Source organism: Spirosoma horti (genome assembly GCF_054776595.1).
On sequence record NZ_BAAHBQ010000013.1, the window covers coordinates 142,664 to 161,827 of the forward strand.

At 42.6% G+C, this 19,164-nt stretch carries 15 protein-coding genes and 2 tRNA genes; 11 read left to right on the forward strand and 6 right to left on the reverse strand.

From position 1 onward, the window contains the following. The 5 genes from ACYVAM_RS30095 to tgt all read right to left on the reverse strand — a co-directional run bounded on the left by ACYVAM_RS30095 (position 1) and on the right by tgt (position 6,067). Positions 1 to 1,332, reverse strand: a complete 1,332-nt coding sequence (locus ACYVAM_RS30095) for a hypothetical protein (protein WP_461073863.1) — start codon at positions 1,330 to 1,332, stop codon at positions 1 to 3. Then, entirely contained in the window at positions 1,332 to 2,366 is a 1,035-nt protein-coding gene (locus ACYVAM_RS30100) for a CgeB family protein (RefSeq protein ID WP_461073864.1), read from the reverse strand. Before ACYVAM_RS30100 ends, ACYVAM_RS30095 begins: the two co-directional genes overlap by 1 nt. A 13-nt stretch (positions 2,367 to 2,379) precedes the next feature. Then, positions 2,380 to 3,672: a nucleotide sugar dehydrogenase gene (locus tag ACYVAM_RS30105; RefSeq protein WP_461073865.1), complete on the reverse strand. Its 1,293-nt coding sequence runs from the start codon at positions 3,670 to 3,672 to the stop codon at positions 2,380 to 2,382. Positions 3,673 to 3,685: 13 nt separating this feature from the next. Further along, positions 3,686 to 4,801 carry a GNVR domain-containing protein gene (locus ACYVAM_RS30110; protein ID WP_461073866.1) on the reverse strand — a complete coding sequence of 372 codons (1,116 nt, stop codon included), beginning with the start codon at positions 4,799 to 4,801 and terminating at the stop codon, positions 3,686 to 3,688. Between the two features lie 135 nt (positions 4,802 to 4,936). After that, complete coding sequence (gene tgt / locus ACYVAM_RS30115; RefSeq protein ID WP_461073867.1) at positions 4,937 to 6,067, reverse strand: tRNA guanosine(34) transglycosylase Tgt; 1,131 nt, start codon at positions 6,065 to 6,067, stop codon at positions 4,937 to 4,939. A 166-nt stretch (positions 6,068 to 6,233) separates the two neighbouring features. On the opposite strand from tgt, the gene ACYVAM_RS30120 reads away from it, so the two are divergent. The 11 genes from ACYVAM_RS30120 (at position 6,234) to ACYVAM_RS30170 (ending at position 18,244) form a co-directional block, all read left to right on the forward strand. Continuing rightward, positions 6,234 to 7,436: a glycosyltransferase gene (locus tag ACYVAM_RS30120; RefSeq protein ID WP_461073868.1), complete on the forward strand. Its 1,203-nt coding sequence runs from the start codon at positions 6,234 to 6,236 to the stop codon at positions 7,434 to 7,436. Positions 7,437 to 7,535: 99 nt separating this feature from the next. Continuing rightward, on the forward strand, positions 7,536 to 8,165 hold the full coding sequence (rsmG, locus tag ACYVAM_RS30125; protein WP_461073869.1) for a 16S rRNA (guanine(527)-N(7))-methyltransferase RsmG: 630 nt from the start codon (positions 7,536 to 7,538) through the stop codon (positions 8,163 to 8,165). Positions 8,166 to 8,271: 106 nt separating this feature from the next. Next, positions 8,272 to 8,574 carry a hypothetical protein gene (locus tag ACYVAM_RS30130; RefSeq protein WP_461073870.1) on the forward strand — a complete coding sequence of 101 codons (303 nt, stop codon included), beginning with the start codon at positions 8,272 to 8,274 and terminating at the stop codon, positions 8,572 to 8,574. A gap of 97 nt (positions 8,575 to 8,671) precedes the next feature. Continuing rightward, positions 8,672 to 8,745 (forward strand) — tRNA-Asn (locus ACYVAM_RS30135). 100 nt (positions 8,746 to 8,845) lie between these two features. After that, a tRNA-Asp gene (locus tag ACYVAM_RS30140) sits at positions 8,846 to 8,912 on the forward strand. Positions 8,913 to 10,145: 1,233 nt separating this feature from the next. Next, the gene (locus ACYVAM_RS30145; protein ID WP_461073871.1) at positions 10,146 to 11,654 is read left to right on the forward strand and encodes a hypothetical protein; all 1,509 of its coding nucleotides are present in this window, start codon (positions 10,146 to 10,148) and stop codon (positions 11,652 to 11,654) included. A gap of 265 nt (positions 11,655 to 11,919) precedes the next feature. Continuing rightward, entirely contained in the window at positions 11,920 to 13,005 is a 1,086-nt protein-coding gene (locus ACYVAM_RS30150; RefSeq protein WP_461073872.1) for a hypothetical protein, read from the forward strand. Positions 13,006 to 13,023: 18 nt separating this feature from the next. Next, entirely contained in the window at positions 13,024 to 15,243 is a 2,220-nt protein-coding gene (locus ACYVAM_RS30155; RefSeq protein WP_461073873.1) for a hypothetical protein, read from the forward strand. Positions 15,244 to 15,635: 392 nt separating this feature from the next. After that, positions 15,636 to 16,049 carry an IS1 family transposase gene (locus ACYVAM_RS30160; RefSeq protein WP_461073879.1) on the forward strand — a complete coding sequence of 138 codons (414 nt, stop codon included), beginning with the start codon at positions 15,636 to 15,638 and terminating at the stop codon, positions 16,047 to 16,049. Positions 16,050 to 16,104: 55 nt separating this feature from the next. Beyond that, entirely contained in the window at positions 16,105 to 16,869 is a 765-nt protein-coding gene (locus ACYVAM_RS30165; RefSeq protein WP_461073874.1) for a hypothetical protein, read from the forward strand. Positions 16,870 to 17,125: 256 nt separating this feature from the next. After that, complete coding sequence (locus tag ACYVAM_RS30170) at positions 17,126 to 18,244, forward strand: hypothetical protein (protein WP_461073875.1); 1,119 nt, start codon at positions 17,126 to 17,128, stop codon at positions 18,242 to 18,244. A 23-nt stretch (positions 18,245 to 18,267) separates the two neighbouring features. Here the strand turns inward: ACYVAM_RS30170 and ACYVAM_RS30175 are convergent, their stop codons facing one another. Then, positions 18,268 to 19,023, reverse strand: coding sequence for a hypothetical protein (locus tag ACYVAM_RS30175; protein WP_461073876.1), 756 nt, complete (start codon positions 19,021 to 19,023; stop codon positions 18,268 to 18,270). Positions 19,024 to 19,164: the final 141 nt, after the last annotated feature.

Below are 19,164 nucleotides of genomic sequence, written 5' to 3' on the forward strand. Positions count from 1 at the left end.
TTATAGATGGATGTCAACGCGCTTGAATCCCCAAAAGAGCAGCGCAATAAACAGGGCATTGTTCAGCAAGCTGCCCCAGGTTGAGAGCAGATCGGTTTCCATCGTTAGACAGCCGATGTATAGGATTGGTAACCAAAAGACAAGCGAAGGCATGCGTTCTGCCAGGTGCAGGACATACTGAAAAGTGCCACCCAGTAATAGCCCGTAGAAGAGCGCGAAGAGTATACCGCCATACCCAAAATTCACATAGCCCTCTCCCAACGGCGACAGATTGATACTCGTATTTTCGGTCTGTCGCAGGCTCGTAAAGCGTCGTATGTTTTCGTAGCCGCCCGTTTGCGGTTTATTCGTCCAGACCAGGCGGGGAATAAATGGGTAGATCAGGGAGAGCAGCACCTCCCCTCCGGCAAAATCTTCATGCAGCGGCACCTTTGCCATGGCACTTCCAATCATAATACCCTGGTTGAACCGAACGAAGGAGAGAAACGCATGATCGGCGTTCAGCAATTTTTCGGGATGGGTAAGCCGATCCGCGAGCAGTTCGGCCATCAGCGCCGTATTCGCTGTCCGCTCTCCCCGATTATAGCCCCAAGTGTTGTACCGGTATTCTCCTTTGATCGACTGAATCAGCAGTAAAAAGGCAAAAGCGGAAACGAGAACGGTCGTTTTCAACGGAGTGGTTACCCGTTCGGGCTTACCGGCTGCCAGGAAAATAGCGGCCAACAGCAGCCAAAAGAACAAGTCGCCAAACATACCCGTCCAAACCGTATTGACCAGTAGCACGGCCCCCACTATACCGATAACGACAAACCGGTAGGGGCTGCGGGAATAATAGGCATAAAACGCACTGATGCATAAGCAATATGACGGTATCGTACCGACCATGGCTGGTGCTGTCGGCACAATCGTTTTGACGGTGAACCCCAGCAAACCAATGGTTAACAGGACAATACAGGTCGTTGGTGTTGTCTGGAGATACGTCGTTGCGGCTTGAATACAGACGACATGCGGGCGCTCCGATCCACGGCTACCCAACCCGTTTAGGCCCGCATAAAACGCCAGAAAAGCGGGTAAGGCGTAGCCAAAATAAACCCCTGATTCAATCGGCATCGATGCCGGAAACAGCCAGTACGTTAGGGCGGGAACCAGCAAAATTTCTAACGACGCAATGAAACTGATACAGGCCAGCAGCGCAATCGTTTTGCCAATACCCGCGATAAATACCAGAAATACATAGACCGATAACGCTACCGCCAAAGCCTCCGGAACGGTACTATCAACCAGATAAATGGCTAATCCAAAGGCGATAATGCTCGTTATTAGGCAGTTCATCAGGTAGTCCGTTTTGGCCCTGCCGAACTCGCCAGCGTGTGCATTCCCAACGTATGGAGCAACTGCCCGACGCGGTGATCGACGGTGTGGTGCTGCTGAAAATGGGTGTACTGCCGGTCGGCGAATTCATGCCGCTCGCTGGCGTGCGCCAGATAATATCGAATTTTATCAATGGCCTCGTCAATCGTCCGGAAGGTTACTGCGTCGGCCGGAACGCCCGTATAGTCGGCGATGGTTGGCTTGTCATCGCACAGCTGAAACCCACCAATCCCGTTGATCTCGAAGTATTTCTGGTTGATGGACGTGATTTCGGCATAATGCAAATTGTTGAACACGATTCGGGCGCCATACAGCAGCCGGTTTTTCTCCGCCCCCACCAGATACTGCCCTCGATAGGCCGACTGCACTGTCCGACCCAAATAAGGGCCCTTAGTTCCAAACACCGCTACGTTGATACCGGCGCGTATGAGTCGGTCAACCATACGGGCTCGGTAGGGGTACAAATTTCCATAAACAAGCACATCTATATTGGTTCGTTCTTCGGCAACGACCTTGTCAAGAGTTGGCCTTTGGTGAACACGCGGATTGAATCCTTCGGGTAAGTAATGTGCGTTTGCGCCAAGTTTAGCCCGCAAAAAATCAACGATGTAGGGCTCTTTCGAGAAATAGTAATCAAAATCGGCCGCAATGATCTGTTGCTTTTCCAGGTTCGAGAGGGCGTCCGGATTCAGTTGAACCACGGGCACATCCGGCAAATATTGCTTAATATGTTCCACAATGACCGGGTGCAGGTGGCGGTAGACGATGATTACCAGATCGGGCTGGAGCGCAGCAATTTTACTGGCTAACCGGGCGCTAACCAGCCGGTCACAGGAGGCATTAAAACGAGCTAGCCAATACGTCAGGCGGACCGGCACGGGCCATACATCTGGTATATCCAGTATAGAAACCGCATGCCCCAGCGCCCTGAAGGAGTCGCCCAAATGGTACTCAAATGAATCGAACAACCGGCTTCCCACTATAGCGACCGTCATCGTATCATCCCGTTTAGAGCCGCCAGTAGTCGATTTCGTCGTCTTTTTGCACCGCATACAACCCTTTCAAATCCAGCAGAATGGGGCGCGTTTTCATCAGCGATTTAAAATAGGCGACATCCAGCGACCGATAGGCATCGTGTCCAACGGCCACGATCACGGCATCATAGTGTGTAGACGGCCTGTCCAGCAGACTCATGTTGTAGGTTTGCGCTACCTCATTCGGCGACGCATACGGATCAACAATATGAACGTTGATGGCGTATTTCATCAACTCCCGCACCAGGTCAGCTACTTTCGAGTTTCGGATATCGGCGATATTCTCCTTGAACGTCAGCCCCATGACCAGCACTTTCGTCTGGGCCGGATTGGTATCGCGATGCAACAGCATCTGCACCAGCTTGGTGGCGACAAATGCGGGCATGCCGTCGTTGATCCGCCGACCGGAATTAATCACCTGCGGGTCGTAGCCAAGCTGTCGGGCCTTATAGAGCAGATAATACGGGTCGATACCGATGCAATGCCCGCCGACCAGCCCCGGCGTAAAGGGCAGAAAATTCCATTTCGTCGATGCCGCTTTGAGAACTTCCTGGGTATCGATACCCATTTTATCGAAGATGATGGCCAGCTCATTCATCAGCGAGATGTTCAGGTCACGCTGCACATTTTCGATCACTTTAGCCGCTTCGGCCACCTTGATACTCGGTGCCGTGTAAATACCCGCCCGTATAATGCAGCCATATACCTCCGCAATGGTCCGGGCGGCCTCGGCATCGTTCCCCGAAACGACCTTCAGAATATCCGTCAGGGTTCGCACCTTGTCGCCGGGGTTGATGCGCTCAGGCGAGTACCCCAGTTTAAACTCATCGCCCAGCCGCAAGCCCGACTGACGGATCAAAACGGGCAGGCAATCGTCTTCGGTGCAACCCGGATAGACCGTCGATTCATAAACGACGTAGTCACCAGGCTTCAGCGCCCGGCCGATCAGTTCGGATGCCCGCTGCAACGGCTTCAGATCGGGCACTTTGTACTCATCGACGGGCGTGGGCACCGCAACGACAAAGAAATGGGCCTGTTGAAGATCGTCAGGATTGGCCGTAAAGGCAATATCAGCCCCCTCGAATGCATCGGCGGCTAGCTGCCGGGATGGGTCTTCGCGTCGTTGTAAACGGGCTACCCGGTCGGCGTTGGTATCGAAGCCAATGACCCGAAACTGGCGGGCAAAGGCAAGCGCAAGCGGCAGGCCCACATAGCCGAGGCCGATGACGGCAATTTGTTTTTCTTTCTGTCGGAGCGCGTTCAGCAACGGGTCGGGTTCGTTAAACGGGTAAATTTTTTTTCGGGCACGGATCAGTTACCATCGCCTGCCATTGACCGGCGACATCAGCCTTCCGGACGAGTACAAACAACGCTCCGAACACCAACCCGACAACTGCAAAAAGCAGTACGATCAGCGTTCGTCTGGGCGATATTCGGTTAAGCGGCACGCCCGGTGGTTCAAGCACTTTAAAGATTGGCGTTCGTGCCTGCACCCTGAGTTTCGACTGTTCGAACTGACGGGCGAGTTCTGTATAAACGGTCTGGGCAATGGTCAGTTCAGCTTCCATCAGGTGCCGGTCCATGGTTGTAGCCAGCAGCACAATATTTTTATGATGGTCATCATGTTGAAAAACAGCCAGTTGCGCCTGCCGATACCGATGACGGGCCGCGCTTAATTGCCGGCTATAAAAAGTCAAATCCTGCCGGGCTTTTTCGGTGCGGTAGGTCGTTACGTACTCTGTCAGATAACGCATGGCCAAGGCCGCTACGGTTGCCGCCACATTGGCATCGGGCATGGTGGCGGTAATGGTAATAATGCCCGACCGCGTATCGAATTTAGCCCTGACGCGCTCACCGATTTCCTCGGCAAACGCCTGCTGATGAACGGATAGACGTATCGTCCGTTCCGACGGCAGTGCCGGCAGCGAGTCGGCCCGATCTACTTTACGTAACGACAGAAACGTCCGGAATGACCAGCCATCATCGGGCAGCAGAAACTGGCCAATCGTTTGCGACCGACCAGCCGTTGTGGTAATTGGTTGATCGATCAGGTATAAAATAAAGGGCGTACTCTGCAATACATGCGGATATAAATCGGGCCTGACAGCGTCCATCTCTTCGGTCTCAGAAAAATCGACACCGGCAAAGCCCGCCATAGAGGCCAGCCGCTTGAGTACATCGCCCGATCCATTGTTCATCTCAGGCATCAGTCGTGCTTCTGACCTGAACCCGGGCGGTAGCATCAGCGCAATAGCGACGCCAGTTCCGATGGCCAGGACCGTCGCCAGCAGGAGTTTATACCGTTCCAGCCAGAGCGTTCGGATAACCACATCGACGGGTAAACGCAACCAGCGATTGGTCAATAACGTCGGTCTAGGGTCGGTCGAAACGATCATGCAACGTATGTAGGAATAAGCACTTTATAAGGCGCAGCCGCTGAAATGACCCTATGACGGCGAGACAGCGAAAAAGTCTCCTAACCGATAGCAGGAGACTTTTGGTAGCAAGGTTCCGGGAAGAGCCTCGTCGCTTTATAAACGCTGCATTAGCCGGACAACCATTTCGTTTTTCCAGGTAACAAAATCACCTGCCTCGATGTGCTGGCGGGCCTGACGCACCAGCCAGAGATAAAATGTCAGGTTGTGCAGGCTGGCAATCTGACCACCCAGCAACTCCTCCGATTTGATCAGGTGACGCAAATACGCTTTTGAGTAAAACGTGCTGGCGTACCCGCCCAGACCGGCGTCGATGGGACTAAAATCGCGACTCCACTTTTCGTTCTTGATGTTGATAATTCCTTCCGTCGTGAACAACAGGCCATGCCGGGCATTGCGCGTCGGCATCACGCAATCAAACATATCGACGCCCAGCGCAATGGCTTCCAGAATGTTGGCGGGTGTTCCCACCCCCATCAGATAACGGGGCTTATCGGCGGGTAGAATGCCATTCACCAGCTCGATCATGGCGTACATCTCCTCCGCCGGTTCGCCAACGGCTAAGCCGCCAATGGCGTTTCCTTCGCGCTCTTTGCTCGCAATGACCTCCGCCGACTGACGGCGCAAATCGGCATAGGTGCTCCCCTGCACAATCGGAAACAACGTTTGGTTGTAGCCATACAAGCCTTCCGTTGCGTCGAACCGATCGATGCAGCGACCCAGCCAGCGGTGGGTCATCTCCATCGACTGGCGCGCGTAGCCGTACTCACAGGGATAAGGCGTACACTCATCGAAGGCCATAATAATGTCGGCCCCGATGGTTCGCTGAATATCCATCACGCCTTCGGGCGTAAACGTATGCTTGGAGCCGTCGATGTGCGACTTGAACGTAACGCCTTCTTCTTTAATTTTTCGGGTATTCGACAGCGAATAGACCTGGTAGCCCCCCGAATCGGTCAGAATAGGGCGACGCCAGCCATTGAAACCATGCAGTCCGCCCGCCTGGCTGAGCACCTCCAGACCCGGCCGCATGTAGAGGTGATAGGTATTCCCCAGAATAATTTCGGCATCGATGTCCGTTTCAAGTTCACGCTGATGAACGGCCTTTACGGTACCGGCCGTACCAACGGGCATAAAAATGGGGGTTTGAATGGGACCGTGATCCGTCGTCAGCGTCCCCGTTCGCGCCTTTGACTGTGGGTCGTTGGCAGTAATCGAAAATGTCATAGTGCAAAGATACGAACCCAAGTTCGTTCAACGGTCGCCGGTACGCGTTCCGTATCAAGGTTACCTCCTGCTGGTTCATGAAACCTTGACCATTGAACAACCATCTTTGCGTATCTTTGCCCGTTCAATCAAAATCAACGCATTAGCGAGTAAACGTCTCCCCTTTGTGATTACTGCCCTGCTGATAACCTGGCTAGTGATAGTCGGCATTCAGCTTATTTACATTTTACTTGTTTATTCAAGAACAGCCTTCTACCATCAGCCCCACCGAAGCGATCCCACTTTACTACCAGTTCCATCGGGTAAATCCACCGATCCAGCCCCGAACGGCGTAACGGTTGTTGTGTGTGCCCGCAATGAACTGGCAAACCTGATCGAGTTACTACCGCTATTGAACGACCAGCAGTACCCCGACTTCGAAGTATTGGTCATGGACGACCGCTCAACCGATGGCACCCAGGTTTTTCTGGAAAACGACATTGCGGAGCTGTCGCGGGTCCGGTTCATCCGGATCGACCGGGAACACGAGCATGTGACGCCCAAGAAATACGCCCTGACGATTGCCCTGAAAAAAGCCATTTATCCCACCGTACTGCTCACCGATGCCGACTGCCGCCCGGCCTCCACCGACTGGCTGGCGGGCATGGTGTCGCCCCTGCAGGATGACCAAACGGCCATTTCGCTCGGTTTTTCGCCCTACGATTATCAGCCCGGCTTTTTGAACCTGCTGATCCGGTCAGAAACCCTGATGACGGCGGTGCAGTATTTTTCGCTGGCGCTGGCGGGTAGCCCCTACATGGGCGTTGGTCGGAATCTGGCGTACCGCACCAGCGTGTTCTTTGCCAATCGGGGCTTTTACACCCACAAGAACGTGGTCGGTGGCGACGATGATCTGTTTATCAACGAGGTAGCCACTGCCCGCAACACCGCCGTTTGCCTTGACCCCGATACATTCATGTGGTCGAGGCCCAAAGAAACCTGGGTGGACTGGCGAACCCAGAAACGGCGCCACCTCAACGTGGGCAAATACTACAAACCAGGCCATAAGTTCCGGCTGGGGCTGCTGACGGGTTCGCACGTACTAAGCTGGCTGCTGGGGCTGGTGGTCGGCATCGTTGTGCTGGTATATGAATTACGGCACCATTCCTTTACCGCCAACGAATGGTTACTTTTGCTGATCGGCACGGGCCTATTTATTTTCCGGAAACTCGCCTTCTGGGGCATCGTCGGGCGCATTAGTTACCGGCTCGCGCATACCGTACATTGGGCCATTATTCCGTTTATTGACCTGTTGCTAGCCGCCTACTACGGCATGGCTGGTCTAAAAACACTGTTCAGGCGTCGTAAAAAACGTCTTTACTGGCGATAAAACCTTAAATGAAGCGTGAAGAATGAAACGTAACGATAAATAATGCGCTAGTCATTTGACTTTATTTTTTACGTTTCATTCTTTACGCTTCACTAACTCATGAATATCGATCTTCTTCTAAAATACTTTCCGAACCTGACGGCTGAGCAAAAAGAACGCTTTGCCGCCCTGGATGGGCTATACCGCGAGTGGAACGCCCAGATCAACGTTATTTCGCGGCAGGACATCGATGCCCTCTATGAGAAGCATATTCTGCACTCGCTGGGTATTGCCAAGATCGTATCGTTCAAGCCCGGCACCGAAATTCTGGACGTCGGCACGGGCGGTGGTTTTCCGGGTATTCCACTGGCCATTCTATTTCCGATGGTCGACTTTCATCTGGTCGACAGCATTGGCAAGAAAATAAAGGTCGTGCAGGAAGTATCCAATGCGCTGGGCCTTCAAAACGTGAAAGCCGAACAAAGCCGTGTCGAACAGCTGAACACGACCTATGATTTTGTGGTAAGCCGGGCCGTTACCCGTCTAAAGCCCTTTCTGGGCTGGATACGCTACAAAATTCACAAGTCGGGTAACAACGACCGGCCAAACGGAGTTTTGTACCTCAAAGGGGGCGACCTGAGTGAGGAACTGGCCGAAGTACCGGACCGTTACCGCGTCTATGACCTCTCCGACTATTTTGAGGAGCCTTTCTTTGAAACCAAAAAAGTAATCTACATACCTAAAAAATAACCGGGCTTTTGTGATTCCATCGATTTATCTGATTTTGCTTTCCCAGAAAGCCGATTTGTACAATCAGGCAAATTGATGAAATCATAAAAATCCCGGCTTAGACATCATGGCAGAAAAATTCCGTTCCAGTAGCTTTAAAGACCCCCTCAACCCCGATGAGGTTGAGTTCAACGACAAGGGTGTTACGTTTCGTGCCCGCAAGTTGATTGGCGGCACCGACAACTTCGTTTTCTACTCCGACATCTCGGGGGTGGAGATCGACAACGGTGTCTTCTTCTCCACCATTCGGGTGATTCCACGCGCCCGGCCCGAGATTGTGATCCGGAATTTCTCGAAAGGGGATGCCCGGCGCATCAAGGAGCTGATTCTGGACAAAGTACCCAGCAACCGGCCCGACGCCTTTCGATAAAGTAGGGCCTGAGTATCATACGATTGAGAAATAAGTTAATTTTTTTTCGTCTGATGCTTGCGCAATATGGTTCTACGGCCTACTTTTGCACCACGATTCCCGAATAGCTCAGTCGGTTAGAGCATCTGACTGTTAATCAGAGGGTCGCTGGTTCGAGCCCAGCTTCGGGAGCCTGATAATTAACCACTTAGTAGAAATACTAAGTGGTTTTTTTATTTACTTGCAATACAAGTTGCAATACATATCTCCTGCTTGACTTTCAGTGTACTGAATCTTAACGATAGAGTACTTGCCTGTCACGCAGGGGGTCTCGGGTTCGAGACCCGGCCGGACCGCCAACAAACAAAAATTCTTCAAATTTTAATGATTTGAAGAATTTTTGTTTTTAGATGCACCCTCATTGCACCTTATTAGTAAATTTGCTATACCTTGAACGTGAATAGTAATTGGGCAAAAGTCTTAAATTAAGCGAAGTATAGTTGATATGAAGAAGTCAGCAGTTCGAGTTCGCTACTTCCTACGAAAAGCCCCAAATTCGCCGAATATGGGGCTTTTCGCGTTTTATTATTTGTAAATTGTACTAAGTCAGGCAATTCAATAGCAGTAATGAGTATACTAAATAGCAATCATAGGAAATAGAACGGTTACAGATCAAGGTAGCTTTCTTAAAATAGAAATACGCCTAGTTTCATATCTAACCAATATATCTTAACATGAATGGATCAAATGAGAAATGCAAAAAGATTCACTCAAGTTTAAAAAGTGCGTGAATGGACTTGTTATAGATTTGATAACAGATGAGTGAAGTTAACTATTGAGTAGATTGTGAGTATCAAACGGCGTTAGGCTTACCATTGATATAGATTTTACTAGCAAGCGAAAAGAATGAATAACAGACGAGTCATTTCAGGAGCCTTTTTAAAATTACTCTTCGAGTCGCTGGACTGTCATGAATATGACTGTGTGGATGACCACCACCAAGATTAAGTCTAAGATATCAACGACAATGTGCCGCTTACAACCATTTACCTTCTTATGGCCGTCATTGCCTTCGGGTACTAACATCCGTTCGCTACATTTAATACTTTAGGACCAAGATGCTATAGTGTTAATCCCCTACACGGAGCAATGCTCCGTGATTCGCTTTCTTGCACCTTCGTTCCATTAGTGCTTTGTTGAGCTTTTCCCTAATACCGTCGTTAAGCCACTTCTAGAAATAATAATAGTTTAATAGTCAGGAAAGTAATTAATTGAACATTTGCCTCCTTCGACCACCATTTTTGGTAATACATAACAGGGCATAAAAATGCTGCGAAGTGAATATTTTCGTTTTCGCGTGTCAGCCAAAATTTGTTCAATAATATTCCAGGCGGAATCAGTCAAGACGGAAGGGTATAGCTCCGGTCGGCTCATCCTCGAAGATAAGCTGATACTGTTTTTTTACGAATCTTTCTCTCAATTTAAAAAAGCCTTATAGTTACATATTATATTTAATGTGTAACTTTTAAACTTTCACGATAATATCATTAAATTACTTAATATACTATCCCACTAAACTCTGTTTTTATAACATGACTCCATTGAAATGTCTAGAGAAATTAGCTGAATTACTTAACGAGCGGATGCATGCAGCTCAAAATAACCCTTTAATTGACTTAGCTCATAAGGTAATATGGTCAGAAATTTTAGAACATTTAAAAATATCTACTAACGATGCTAATTCAGGTGTAGAAGACAGTTCTAATTACTATCTAATGTTGGATAATATGGTACTGATATGGGATGCATTTGTACAACAAAATCATGACCCATCTCAACGATTTGCACAACTAGATGCTTTTTTCGATTTAGTAGAAAGCAAGTTATTAGATGCGGAGAAGATCAGTGCAGGTCAACGTATTTATGAAATGACTAAGTATGGTATTTTAGTGGTTGGTGGTAGGCCATTATTATCTAATAGTGAACCAAATACCGAACGTGCTCCTCTCAGTGTTAGGAATCCTTACCGTAGGATATTTCTTCTGCCTAAAATTCAGGTTGATTTTAACTCGGAACTAATTCAAGCACATATGGATGGATACGGCAATGGCACAGACCCTTTGTCATCTAGTTGTGCCAAATTGACTAGTCCTGAATTAACAATAGGTTTAGGAGCTTTTTCTGGAGATTGTCATACTTATTTCCTACCCACCAGGCGACTCAGTGCTCCATACAATCAGACTAAAGTCGCCTTTTTGGCCACAGATGTCCAACCAGCAGAAGTATATGAACAGGAATTGATTGCTTGCATAGATTGGGCTATTACTAATAAAGTAAACATACTTTGCTTACCTGAACTAACTATTTCTTTGACAGGGCGTAAAATAATGAAGGAATATATCAAAGAGTTAGGACAAAAGAAGCAATTAGAATATTTGGGTCTTATTATAGCTGGTAGTTACCATATAAATAACTATAATGAAACTCCCGTATGGTTCATTGATTATTTAGGACATATTAATGAGCATTTTTATAAGAAGTACGAAGCATTTGAAACTCATGTAGATGTATACCAAACACCAGATTTAGGCTTAGAGGCTATTCACAACTATGTTAGCACGTTTACAAACGTGAACAAAGAATATTACATACGCGAAGATACTATTAGTGATGAGAATATTCTCTTATTGAATTTACCAATAGGAAGTATTGGAATTTTAATTTGTAAAGACATGATAACTTATAATTTGTGTTTAGCGAAATATCGTGAGCTCGAACCCGACTATTTATTTATTGTATCCATGAATAAGAAAGCGGGAGAATTCTGGGATGGATGGAAAAAAGATATGAAACGAAGTGCGTTATCAGCAGGATTTTATGTTAATGCAACCCAAGTAATAGATTCTGTCGATAGCGAAACTGAAGTTATATTCTGGGGATTACCAGGAAGGCTAATTGCAAAAAATGGCCTGAACCAAGAAATGTATTTTAGAAATGTTGATAATGATAATAGAAAAGTTAAAAAATTACCGCCAAATGGACTCGTACATATGACTATTACTGGAAACCATAGAAATCACAGTGCAGAAACCTTTTACTAGAAGACAGGGCTAAGCTTGTATTATAAAGTTCAACGTTATGTTATATTATATATATCTTATACAATATAAACAAGCTTAAAATTTGTATACTTAAATCATTTTAACGTATATATAAACACCCACATAATCAAACAAACTAAAAAATATTAGCAAAAACAGGCAAGGCGTCAAATAGCTGTCAAATAAAAAATATATTTGATAAAACTATGAGGGCACTTAGAAACGTTAGTAAGTAGTTATTAAGCGAAATAATTGATAAATGGCAATGGAATCATCTAATACTCTTCAGGAGTCAGTTTTACTAATGAAACATACACCGGCTGACATTAGTCGAGTTGCAAATTTGCTTTCAAACCTTGATCACCAAAACTTTAACGAAATACCAAGTCACATTTATCACCACTTCTACAATGAGATCAGTGTTGCTTTTCTAAATTGGATTGGTCGTGGGCGTAATGAGGACGTTGAAGAGACACTTAATCATCTGAAAAAGGTAGTTTTTAGTAACCCGGATTTGGCTCCTCCCAAAAGTCTCACAGGTAAGCAGCGGTTTGGTTTACAATTGAGAAGTCATTGCGCCATGTTGAGCTTATATCTCAAAGTAAACACGTCAGCCAGCTATAATTCTATGCTTATTGGAACGCGAAATGAAACTCGCCGTACCATTTTGCAAGCACTATTTAGTTTGAGTCAACAAAAAAGCAATAGTATTAATCGGGCATTTAATTTACAATTGATAAAGACAGAAATTAAGAATATTAATAACAGCAACAAAGGAGTGACAAGGCAGAATATACACTACAATATAAACTGGCTCATAGACAAAGGATTATTGATTGAAGAAAAAAGTGGTCTGAATGTTAATTATAGATTGTCTGATCGGGGATACATAGAATGTAATGCTCATTTTTTGCAGACTGATTTAGACCAAACTACAATAAGCAAGTCGGAAAATTCTTCTGATGAAACAAAGGTATCACCAAATGATTTACCAATTGAAGTCAGTGAGTCATTTGATGCCTTAAATAACTCTAGTGATCCGATAGTGGATTATAGTACCTCTTCGAGATATGAACATGGTAAATTAACAAAAGAAGAGGTTTTATTTTCGAAGAATAAGGCTAAGATATTGTTATCTCAATTTAAGCCTGACTGGATTTACAAGGCACAAGAGCAATTAATCGCCTTAAATAGAAATTCAAAAAATACTGTTGTTACTGAAGGCAATCTGATAAATTATGAAAAAAATCGCTCAATCCTTTATTTTGAGGAAAACACTATTTTCAAGGTTAATCAGATAGATATTGAAGAAAGGAAAAACAAAAAAATTCTCAACTTAGCTATTTCCTAGTTTTAAAGTTTAGCGCAAATGAAATCAATTGCCTTTAGTTCTATCATAGATCTTTTTTTAGTGAAAGAAAATATATCGGAAAATTTTATTTCTGATATAAATGTATTATTTAATGTAGATTTTCTTACTAAGGAACTCTTTGATGAACTAAAACATGCAGGCTATTTAAATAAAGATGCAGATTTAAATGATCTGTTATTTTTATATGAACTTAATGATGGGTATTACATAAAAATTCCTAAAATGTTTCAATATTTTAGGAATTATAATAATGATAAAATTAATGAAATTACTGACGTAGAAAACTTAATAAAAATAATATCACATTCTTATAGTAAAGAATTATTAAAAATTGATAATGCTAAATACAAAGATATATATTCTGAATTAATGAGGCTTTCAAAGGGACTTCCTATAAATATTTATGGTAAATTTATTTTTCCATCGATCTCAAATTTATTACAAAAAGAGGAATATGATTTCTTGTTTCCTTTTTTAAAAGAAGCGCTTGATTATTTAAATTCTAAAGAGAACCGGGACAACGATTATGCGAAGATTTATAAAGCGATTGTGTTAGTATGTCTCGCAAAAATTCATGTGTACAAGTTTGAGAACAATTCTGCAATTTCTGCTATTGATACTAGTATTAATATTTTTAAAGATATTGTAGAAGAAAATAATGAGCAAATAAATGACGACATATACATTGAATGGTATTGGCAAGCATATATTACGAAGGGTGAAATTTATTCCGAAGAAAATAAATTTTTTAGTTCAGTTAGCAGTTTCCTCGAAGCAGACAATATTTTACTTTCATCATATACGAAGCGGGAATTAGCTAGAATTTACAAGTACTTTAGTTTTTTTCAACATACTGAAAATCAATTACTTATCTTTAAGAAAATTATATCAGATTATGATAATAAAGATATTAAATTTGCGGATAATAAAGTCTTTTTATACGAACTAGGTCTTTATTACGAGGAATTAGGATTCTATGATGAAGCACTTAAAGTCAAAGAGTCGCACTTGAAAAAAGAAACAAAAGGAGATAAAGATAATTTATGGTACGCGGCAGCTTTGCGAGAGTCAGGCATAGCTCATTTTAACGTGATTATAAATAGTAACAAAAAAAGCGAAGGTAAGAGATTTAGTAAAGCGAGAGAAGCCATATTAGATAGTATTAATATTTTTACAAAATTAAATAATGAAAAATTTAATGTAAAATCATACAACTGCTTAGCTGCAAATGAATTGTATAATAATAACATAAATAAAGCTTATATATATATCAAACAGTCATTTGACCTTATATGTAAATACTATCAGCCAAACTATAAAGAATTTATCGAATATTATTTGTTATACGCAGATATGCTTTTAAAGTTAAATGCAATAAAAGAATGTAAAACATTATTGATAAATGTATATGATTTAGCTAATATCAATCTTGGCTCTCATCATTTAATAATTAGAAAAATTATAGAAAAAATGTATCAAATTGATTCAATAGATAATAGAGAAATACTTGATAATCATTATATCTCTATAGAAAAAATCAGAAATTCAGACATAAGATTAAATGAATTTGATTTAAATTACATTGATTCTTCAAGTCTAATATTGGAAACTGTCAGAAGAAAGTATTTAGCTATTTTACCTTCTAATAACGAAGATATTAAAGTTTTTGCCTTCTCTTTACCATTTTATAAGACCATACAATTAGTCCACATAGAGTATAAAGCTTTGGGCATGAATATGTCTCGATATTTTTTCTATAACAATATTGATGAAATTCACTTATTAGACTACTCGAATCAACCATTGCATAATATACCTAACAATCAATTATTACTTAATGATAAGCAGGTGGCCAAAATTTACATAAGGTTCTTCTTTGATTGTGTTGAAGGTAAACATGGAAAATTTTATATTCTTGAAAGCAGTATAAAAGATATTCCTTGGGCTTATAATGTATCTGATTTAGACAAAGAGGAGGATATTGAAAAGTTAAACAATCTGGTTAAGCCAATAAGCTTTTTATTTGAAGAAAATGTTTTTCTTGAAGAGTCAGAAGTCTTATTTTTCCATTTTTCAGTTTTTATGTTTTTTAAGGACTCTCTTTTTCAAAGTAAAGTTGAACTAAACACTTCCAATGGGTTAGTTCGTCTATACGATGAGAAGGTAATTGAGGAAAAATTTCATATTACTGTAGATTTGAAGTCTACCATTATATAAAACACTGTAGTAACATAACTGCGTTAAATCAGGTGTATTTGTGAATGGTATTAGAAGCTGTTGTCTATAAGCATTGTGGTCAAGCACAATAAGTCAAATGGTATAATACAACTCATGCAAGCACTCAAAGTTACCTTTGTTATGACTGCGGTAGTAAATCCGTTCAAACTTAAATCCACAAGGCTCGTTACACCCATTGCTCAAAGAGCATATCACTTCTACCGCGGACCGTTCAAATAATCTTAAACGGAGCCAGGCGTACGCGATACCGCACGTGTCTTGGGCATTAACAGGAACACCTTCAGCGCTCAGTTCAAAAATAGAGGTAAAGTGATTCATGTAAATTCCTTTAATGTCGATAGAGGCTTGAAAAGAATCTTAAAGTTGATGAGATATGGACATATGTGGACAGTAAAAAATTATCTCGTTGTCTATGGTGGGTAGAGGGTGCGCTAACAGTTGAGATCATTGCCTTTGTTCTTGGCCGCCGTACCAACCAAACATTTCGCCAACTTCTTAGCCTTTTAGAGCAAGCTAAAATTGAGGTAATCAGGTGGATAACAGACTCCTGGTGGGCTTACTTTGACTGCTTAGATCAACGCTTACGCTTGGTTCGTAAAGCGGCATTACAAGGACTTGAGCTGAAGCATCTTACTCTTCGAACACGTCTAAAACGATTAGCCCGTCGAACCATTTGCTATTCAAAGTCAGTGGTGGTTCACGACACAGCAATCGGGCTGTTTATCAATCCGACTATTGGTTGGCAATTCAAATATTTAGACTGGATACAAGAGACTATAAGGTAGGATTAAGTTGATAAATAATACTTTGATGTAATTACCTATGTTTAACTATAATTGAATGAAGCAATTTAACCATTTATTGAATCGAGATTACCATAAACTTCGATGGATTATAAATCATATTTCTTATCGACTCGGCATAAAACTCGGACGTAACCCAAGCTTTGATGAGCGTGGCTTGACGGATGAATTACTTGATCAGTTGCAAGAAATGTTCGATCACTTAAAATTCATTAAGTATTATATCAATCTTAATGTCCATAAACCTTCTGAAAAAAGCACAGGTGCGGATATGTTATTGAGAGTAATAGTTAACAAGGCAGAAATTTCATTTGATCGGTACGTTTTGATTCAAGCTAAGAAGTATATAGCCAGTAAAGGCTTATTTGGTGAGACAGATGCTGGGAATAAACATTTGTCCAGTCAGGTGGCTAAAATGCACGCTTATAATCCTGAATTTAGCTATATACTACTCTACTCGACTGAAGAAGAACCAACAGGTAATATTGTAATAAATAGCTATCCCTCTGAAACATTGAGTTGGCAATTACTTCCATACATTGATGAATTGTTTGGAGACAGCAAACTCATGGCTTCGGCAAGCATTAAGGGTAATTATCCAGTGACGTTTCTTCGTTCTAAAACGTGGGAGAAATTCCGAAATAATAAACCAGAAGATATTCTCCCATATTCAGAGACATTTGCATCATTCTTGTTAGATGATGTAATTACAGGTAAATTAGGCAAAGAGTGGCATCCGGAAATCCAAAGTGCTCAAGGTAATTTTTCATTTGTAATAACCATATCGATTAGTCAAGGGTAGTTTATGCTGGGTTGATAATCAGTATTAATCATAACACTGATTTTTTCGCTCCGAGATGGTAAGCGGTCTGATAATAGTTTCTACATTCTATGTAGTGACTGAACTGTGTTGACAATGATTATCGACGGACGAAAGCCTATAAGGCTTCAAGGCGTAAGTATGCCCCTTTCAATGGCCTATGAAATATCCAGTCAATAGGTACGCTTGTTAATCAACGCAATTCAGCCACTACCCATCATTCGATTAGTTTCACAATATGGCTTATTATATAGACTTGTTTTCACCGGAAACATTTGAAGCTTTTACCAACTCAGACCGCACTGTTTCAGGATTTAGAGAGAGGCAGCAGGGGGTAGCATCTAAGCTCAATCCTGGAGACAAGCTAATTTGTTATGTAACAAAGCTATCAAGGTGGGTTGGTATACTAGAAGTATCAAGCAAGCACTTCTTGAATGATAGCCCCTTATTTGTACAGATTAATGATCCATTTGTAGTTCGTTTTGAAGTGAAATCGACTGTATACTTACCTCTTGATAAAGGTATTCCCATTGACAGTGATGTTTGTTGGAATAATTTATCCTTTACAAAGCAACTTCCCAAAAAGAGCTTGGCTTGGACTGGCATGGTTCGTGGAAGCTTACGAAAGATTGAAGATGCAGATGGGATGTATCTTGAAAATATACTGCTTAAACAGTTGGATTCACCCACAATATATCCACTTAGTGAAATTGACAAGAAAAAGCTTAAGGCATTGACTGTCAAGACGCAAGATAGCAAGCAGATAACGGTTTCTATTCCAGATAACGAAGAGGTTGACGTAGCTTCGTCCAAACAACAACAATCTTTACAGAGGGAATCTATTAAGGTTCAGGCCCTGCTTGCTGAAATTGGAGAAAGAATGAATTTGAAAATTTGGTTACCCCGTAATGACCGGCAAAGGGTACTAGATATATGGCAGCCTAAAGACAAAGTTTTGATTGAAGCATTGCCATTAAACTATGATGATGCTACATTAAAGACTATAGAAAATATTGACGTACTGTGGATTAGAGGACGTTCGATTGTAAGGGCCTTTGAGGTAGAACACACTACATCTATATACTCGGGAATATTAAGGATGGCTGACCTTATGGCTTTACAGCCTAACCTTAACATCTGCGCTCACATAGTTGCTCCTACGGATCGGAAAGAAAAGGTATTACAAGAAATATCAAGACCCATATTTGCATTTCTTGATAGAGGTCCTCTAGCGGAATCCTGTACTTTTCTCTCCTATGAGTCTATATATGAGCTTTCGAGAGAGAAGAGGCTCGAGTATATGAAAGATACAGTTCTAGAGGAATATGAGGAGTATGCAGAAGAAGCCGATGTATAGTATAAGCTACTAGCTATTCTTTTCTACTCTTGTAGTTTGTTGTTAGATAAATCGAATTGTTGATACGATATAGGTAGGTTCAACCTCACTCGGAGATTGTAAATATAATCGAGAGTCTCCTGATCTGCGGGTAACTCAGTAACAATTATTAATTCATGTGCTAATTGCCCCATCGGCCAATAAGAATACTCGAGTAGCTGCCCAATAGCTTCACGAATATTTTGCTTTAGAGACGGGTAAGTTTTAATCTCGTAGAAGTATAGTTTAGTACCATCACGACGAACAATATCGATGGATGTATTGTAAAGAGTTCTATTTTCTCTACCCACATTATTTGATCCATAAACACTTACAAGATATTTATATAATTTTTGACAGAGGTTATTATGTTGCTTAGCTAACTGAATTGTCTTGGCTGGTCTATCGTATTCTGAGGTTAATACTCTATCACTCGTTCCATATTCTCCAGTTCTAAAATGAAACGACTCTTCCTGCATCACTTCTGGAACGACCACATCTTGAACTCCAATAAATTTATATCGTTGGAAACTCACTACCGGGTTTTCCTTCCCTATTTTTATTGGATCAGAGTATATTGTCACCTCTTCCGGCTTGAATCGAATATTAAAGATTGCTTCTCCTACATAGTTGGAAAAGTCTATTTGTGTAGAATCAATATTGGCAATTTGTTGACGCATTTCATCTAACCAACTTTGTTCTTTATAATAATCCCAAGCACCTTCAATCTGCTGACTATTAAGCACTTGTACATTACGCATAAATCCTACCCAAAAACTGTACGTCGTCAAATGAAAGTGGACAAAAGGGGTGAAAATGAGAAGAGACAATTTCCTAAATTGTTTCACTCAAATCACCTTGGTTATGTCCAATTCAGCCAAAAAATCCCCTTCTAGTCGTTC

Excerpts from the sequence above, each read along its gene's own strand:
- ACYVAM_RS30095 (WP_461073863.1), bottom strand. The coding sequence starts at position 1,332 with ATGAACTGCCTAATAACGAGCATTATCGCCTTTGGATTAGCCATTTAT.
- ACYVAM_RS30100 (WP_461073864.1), bottom strand. The coding sequence starts at position 2,366 with ATGACGGTCGCTATAGTGGGAAGCCGGTTGTTCGATTCATTTGAGTAC.
- ACYVAM_RS30110 (WP_461073866.1), bottom strand. The coding sequence starts at position 4,801 with ATGATCGTTTCGACCGACCCTAGACCGACGTTATTGACCAATCGCTGG.
- tgt (WP_461073867.1), bottom strand. The coding sequence starts at position 6,067 with ATGACATTTTCGATTACTGCCAACGACCCACAGTCAAAGGCGCGAACG.
- rsmG (WP_461073869.1), top strand. The coding sequence starts at position 7,536 with ATGAATATCGATCTTCTTCTAAAATACTTTCCGAACCTGACGGCTGAG.
- ACYVAM_RS30130 (WP_461073870.1), top strand. The coding sequence starts at position 8,272 with ATGGCAGAAAAATTCCGTTCCAGTAGCTTTAAAGACCCCCTCAACCCC.
- ACYVAM_RS30145 (WP_461073871.1), top strand. The coding sequence starts at position 10,146 with ATGACTCCATTGAAATGTCTAGAGAAATTAGCTGAATTACTTAACGAG.
- ACYVAM_RS30150 (WP_461073872.1), top strand. The coding sequence starts at position 11,920 with ATGGAATCATCTAATACTCTTCAGGAGTCAGTTTTACTAATGAAACAT.
- ACYVAM_RS30155 (WP_461073873.1), top strand. The coding sequence starts at position 13,024 with ATGAAATCAATTGCCTTTAGTTCTATCATAGATCTTTTTTTAGTGAAA.
- ACYVAM_RS30165 (WP_461073874.1), top strand. The coding sequence starts at position 16,105 with ATGAAGCAATTTAACCATTTATTGAATCGAGATTACCATAAACTTCGA.
- ACYVAM_RS30170 (WP_461073875.1), top strand. The coding sequence starts at position 17,126 with ATGGCTTATTATATAGACTTGTTTTCACCGGAAACATTTGAAGCTTTT.
- ACYVAM_RS30175 (WP_461073876.1), bottom strand. The coding sequence starts at position 19,023 with ATGCGTAATGTACAAGTGCTTAATAGTCAGCAGATTGAAGGTGCTTGG.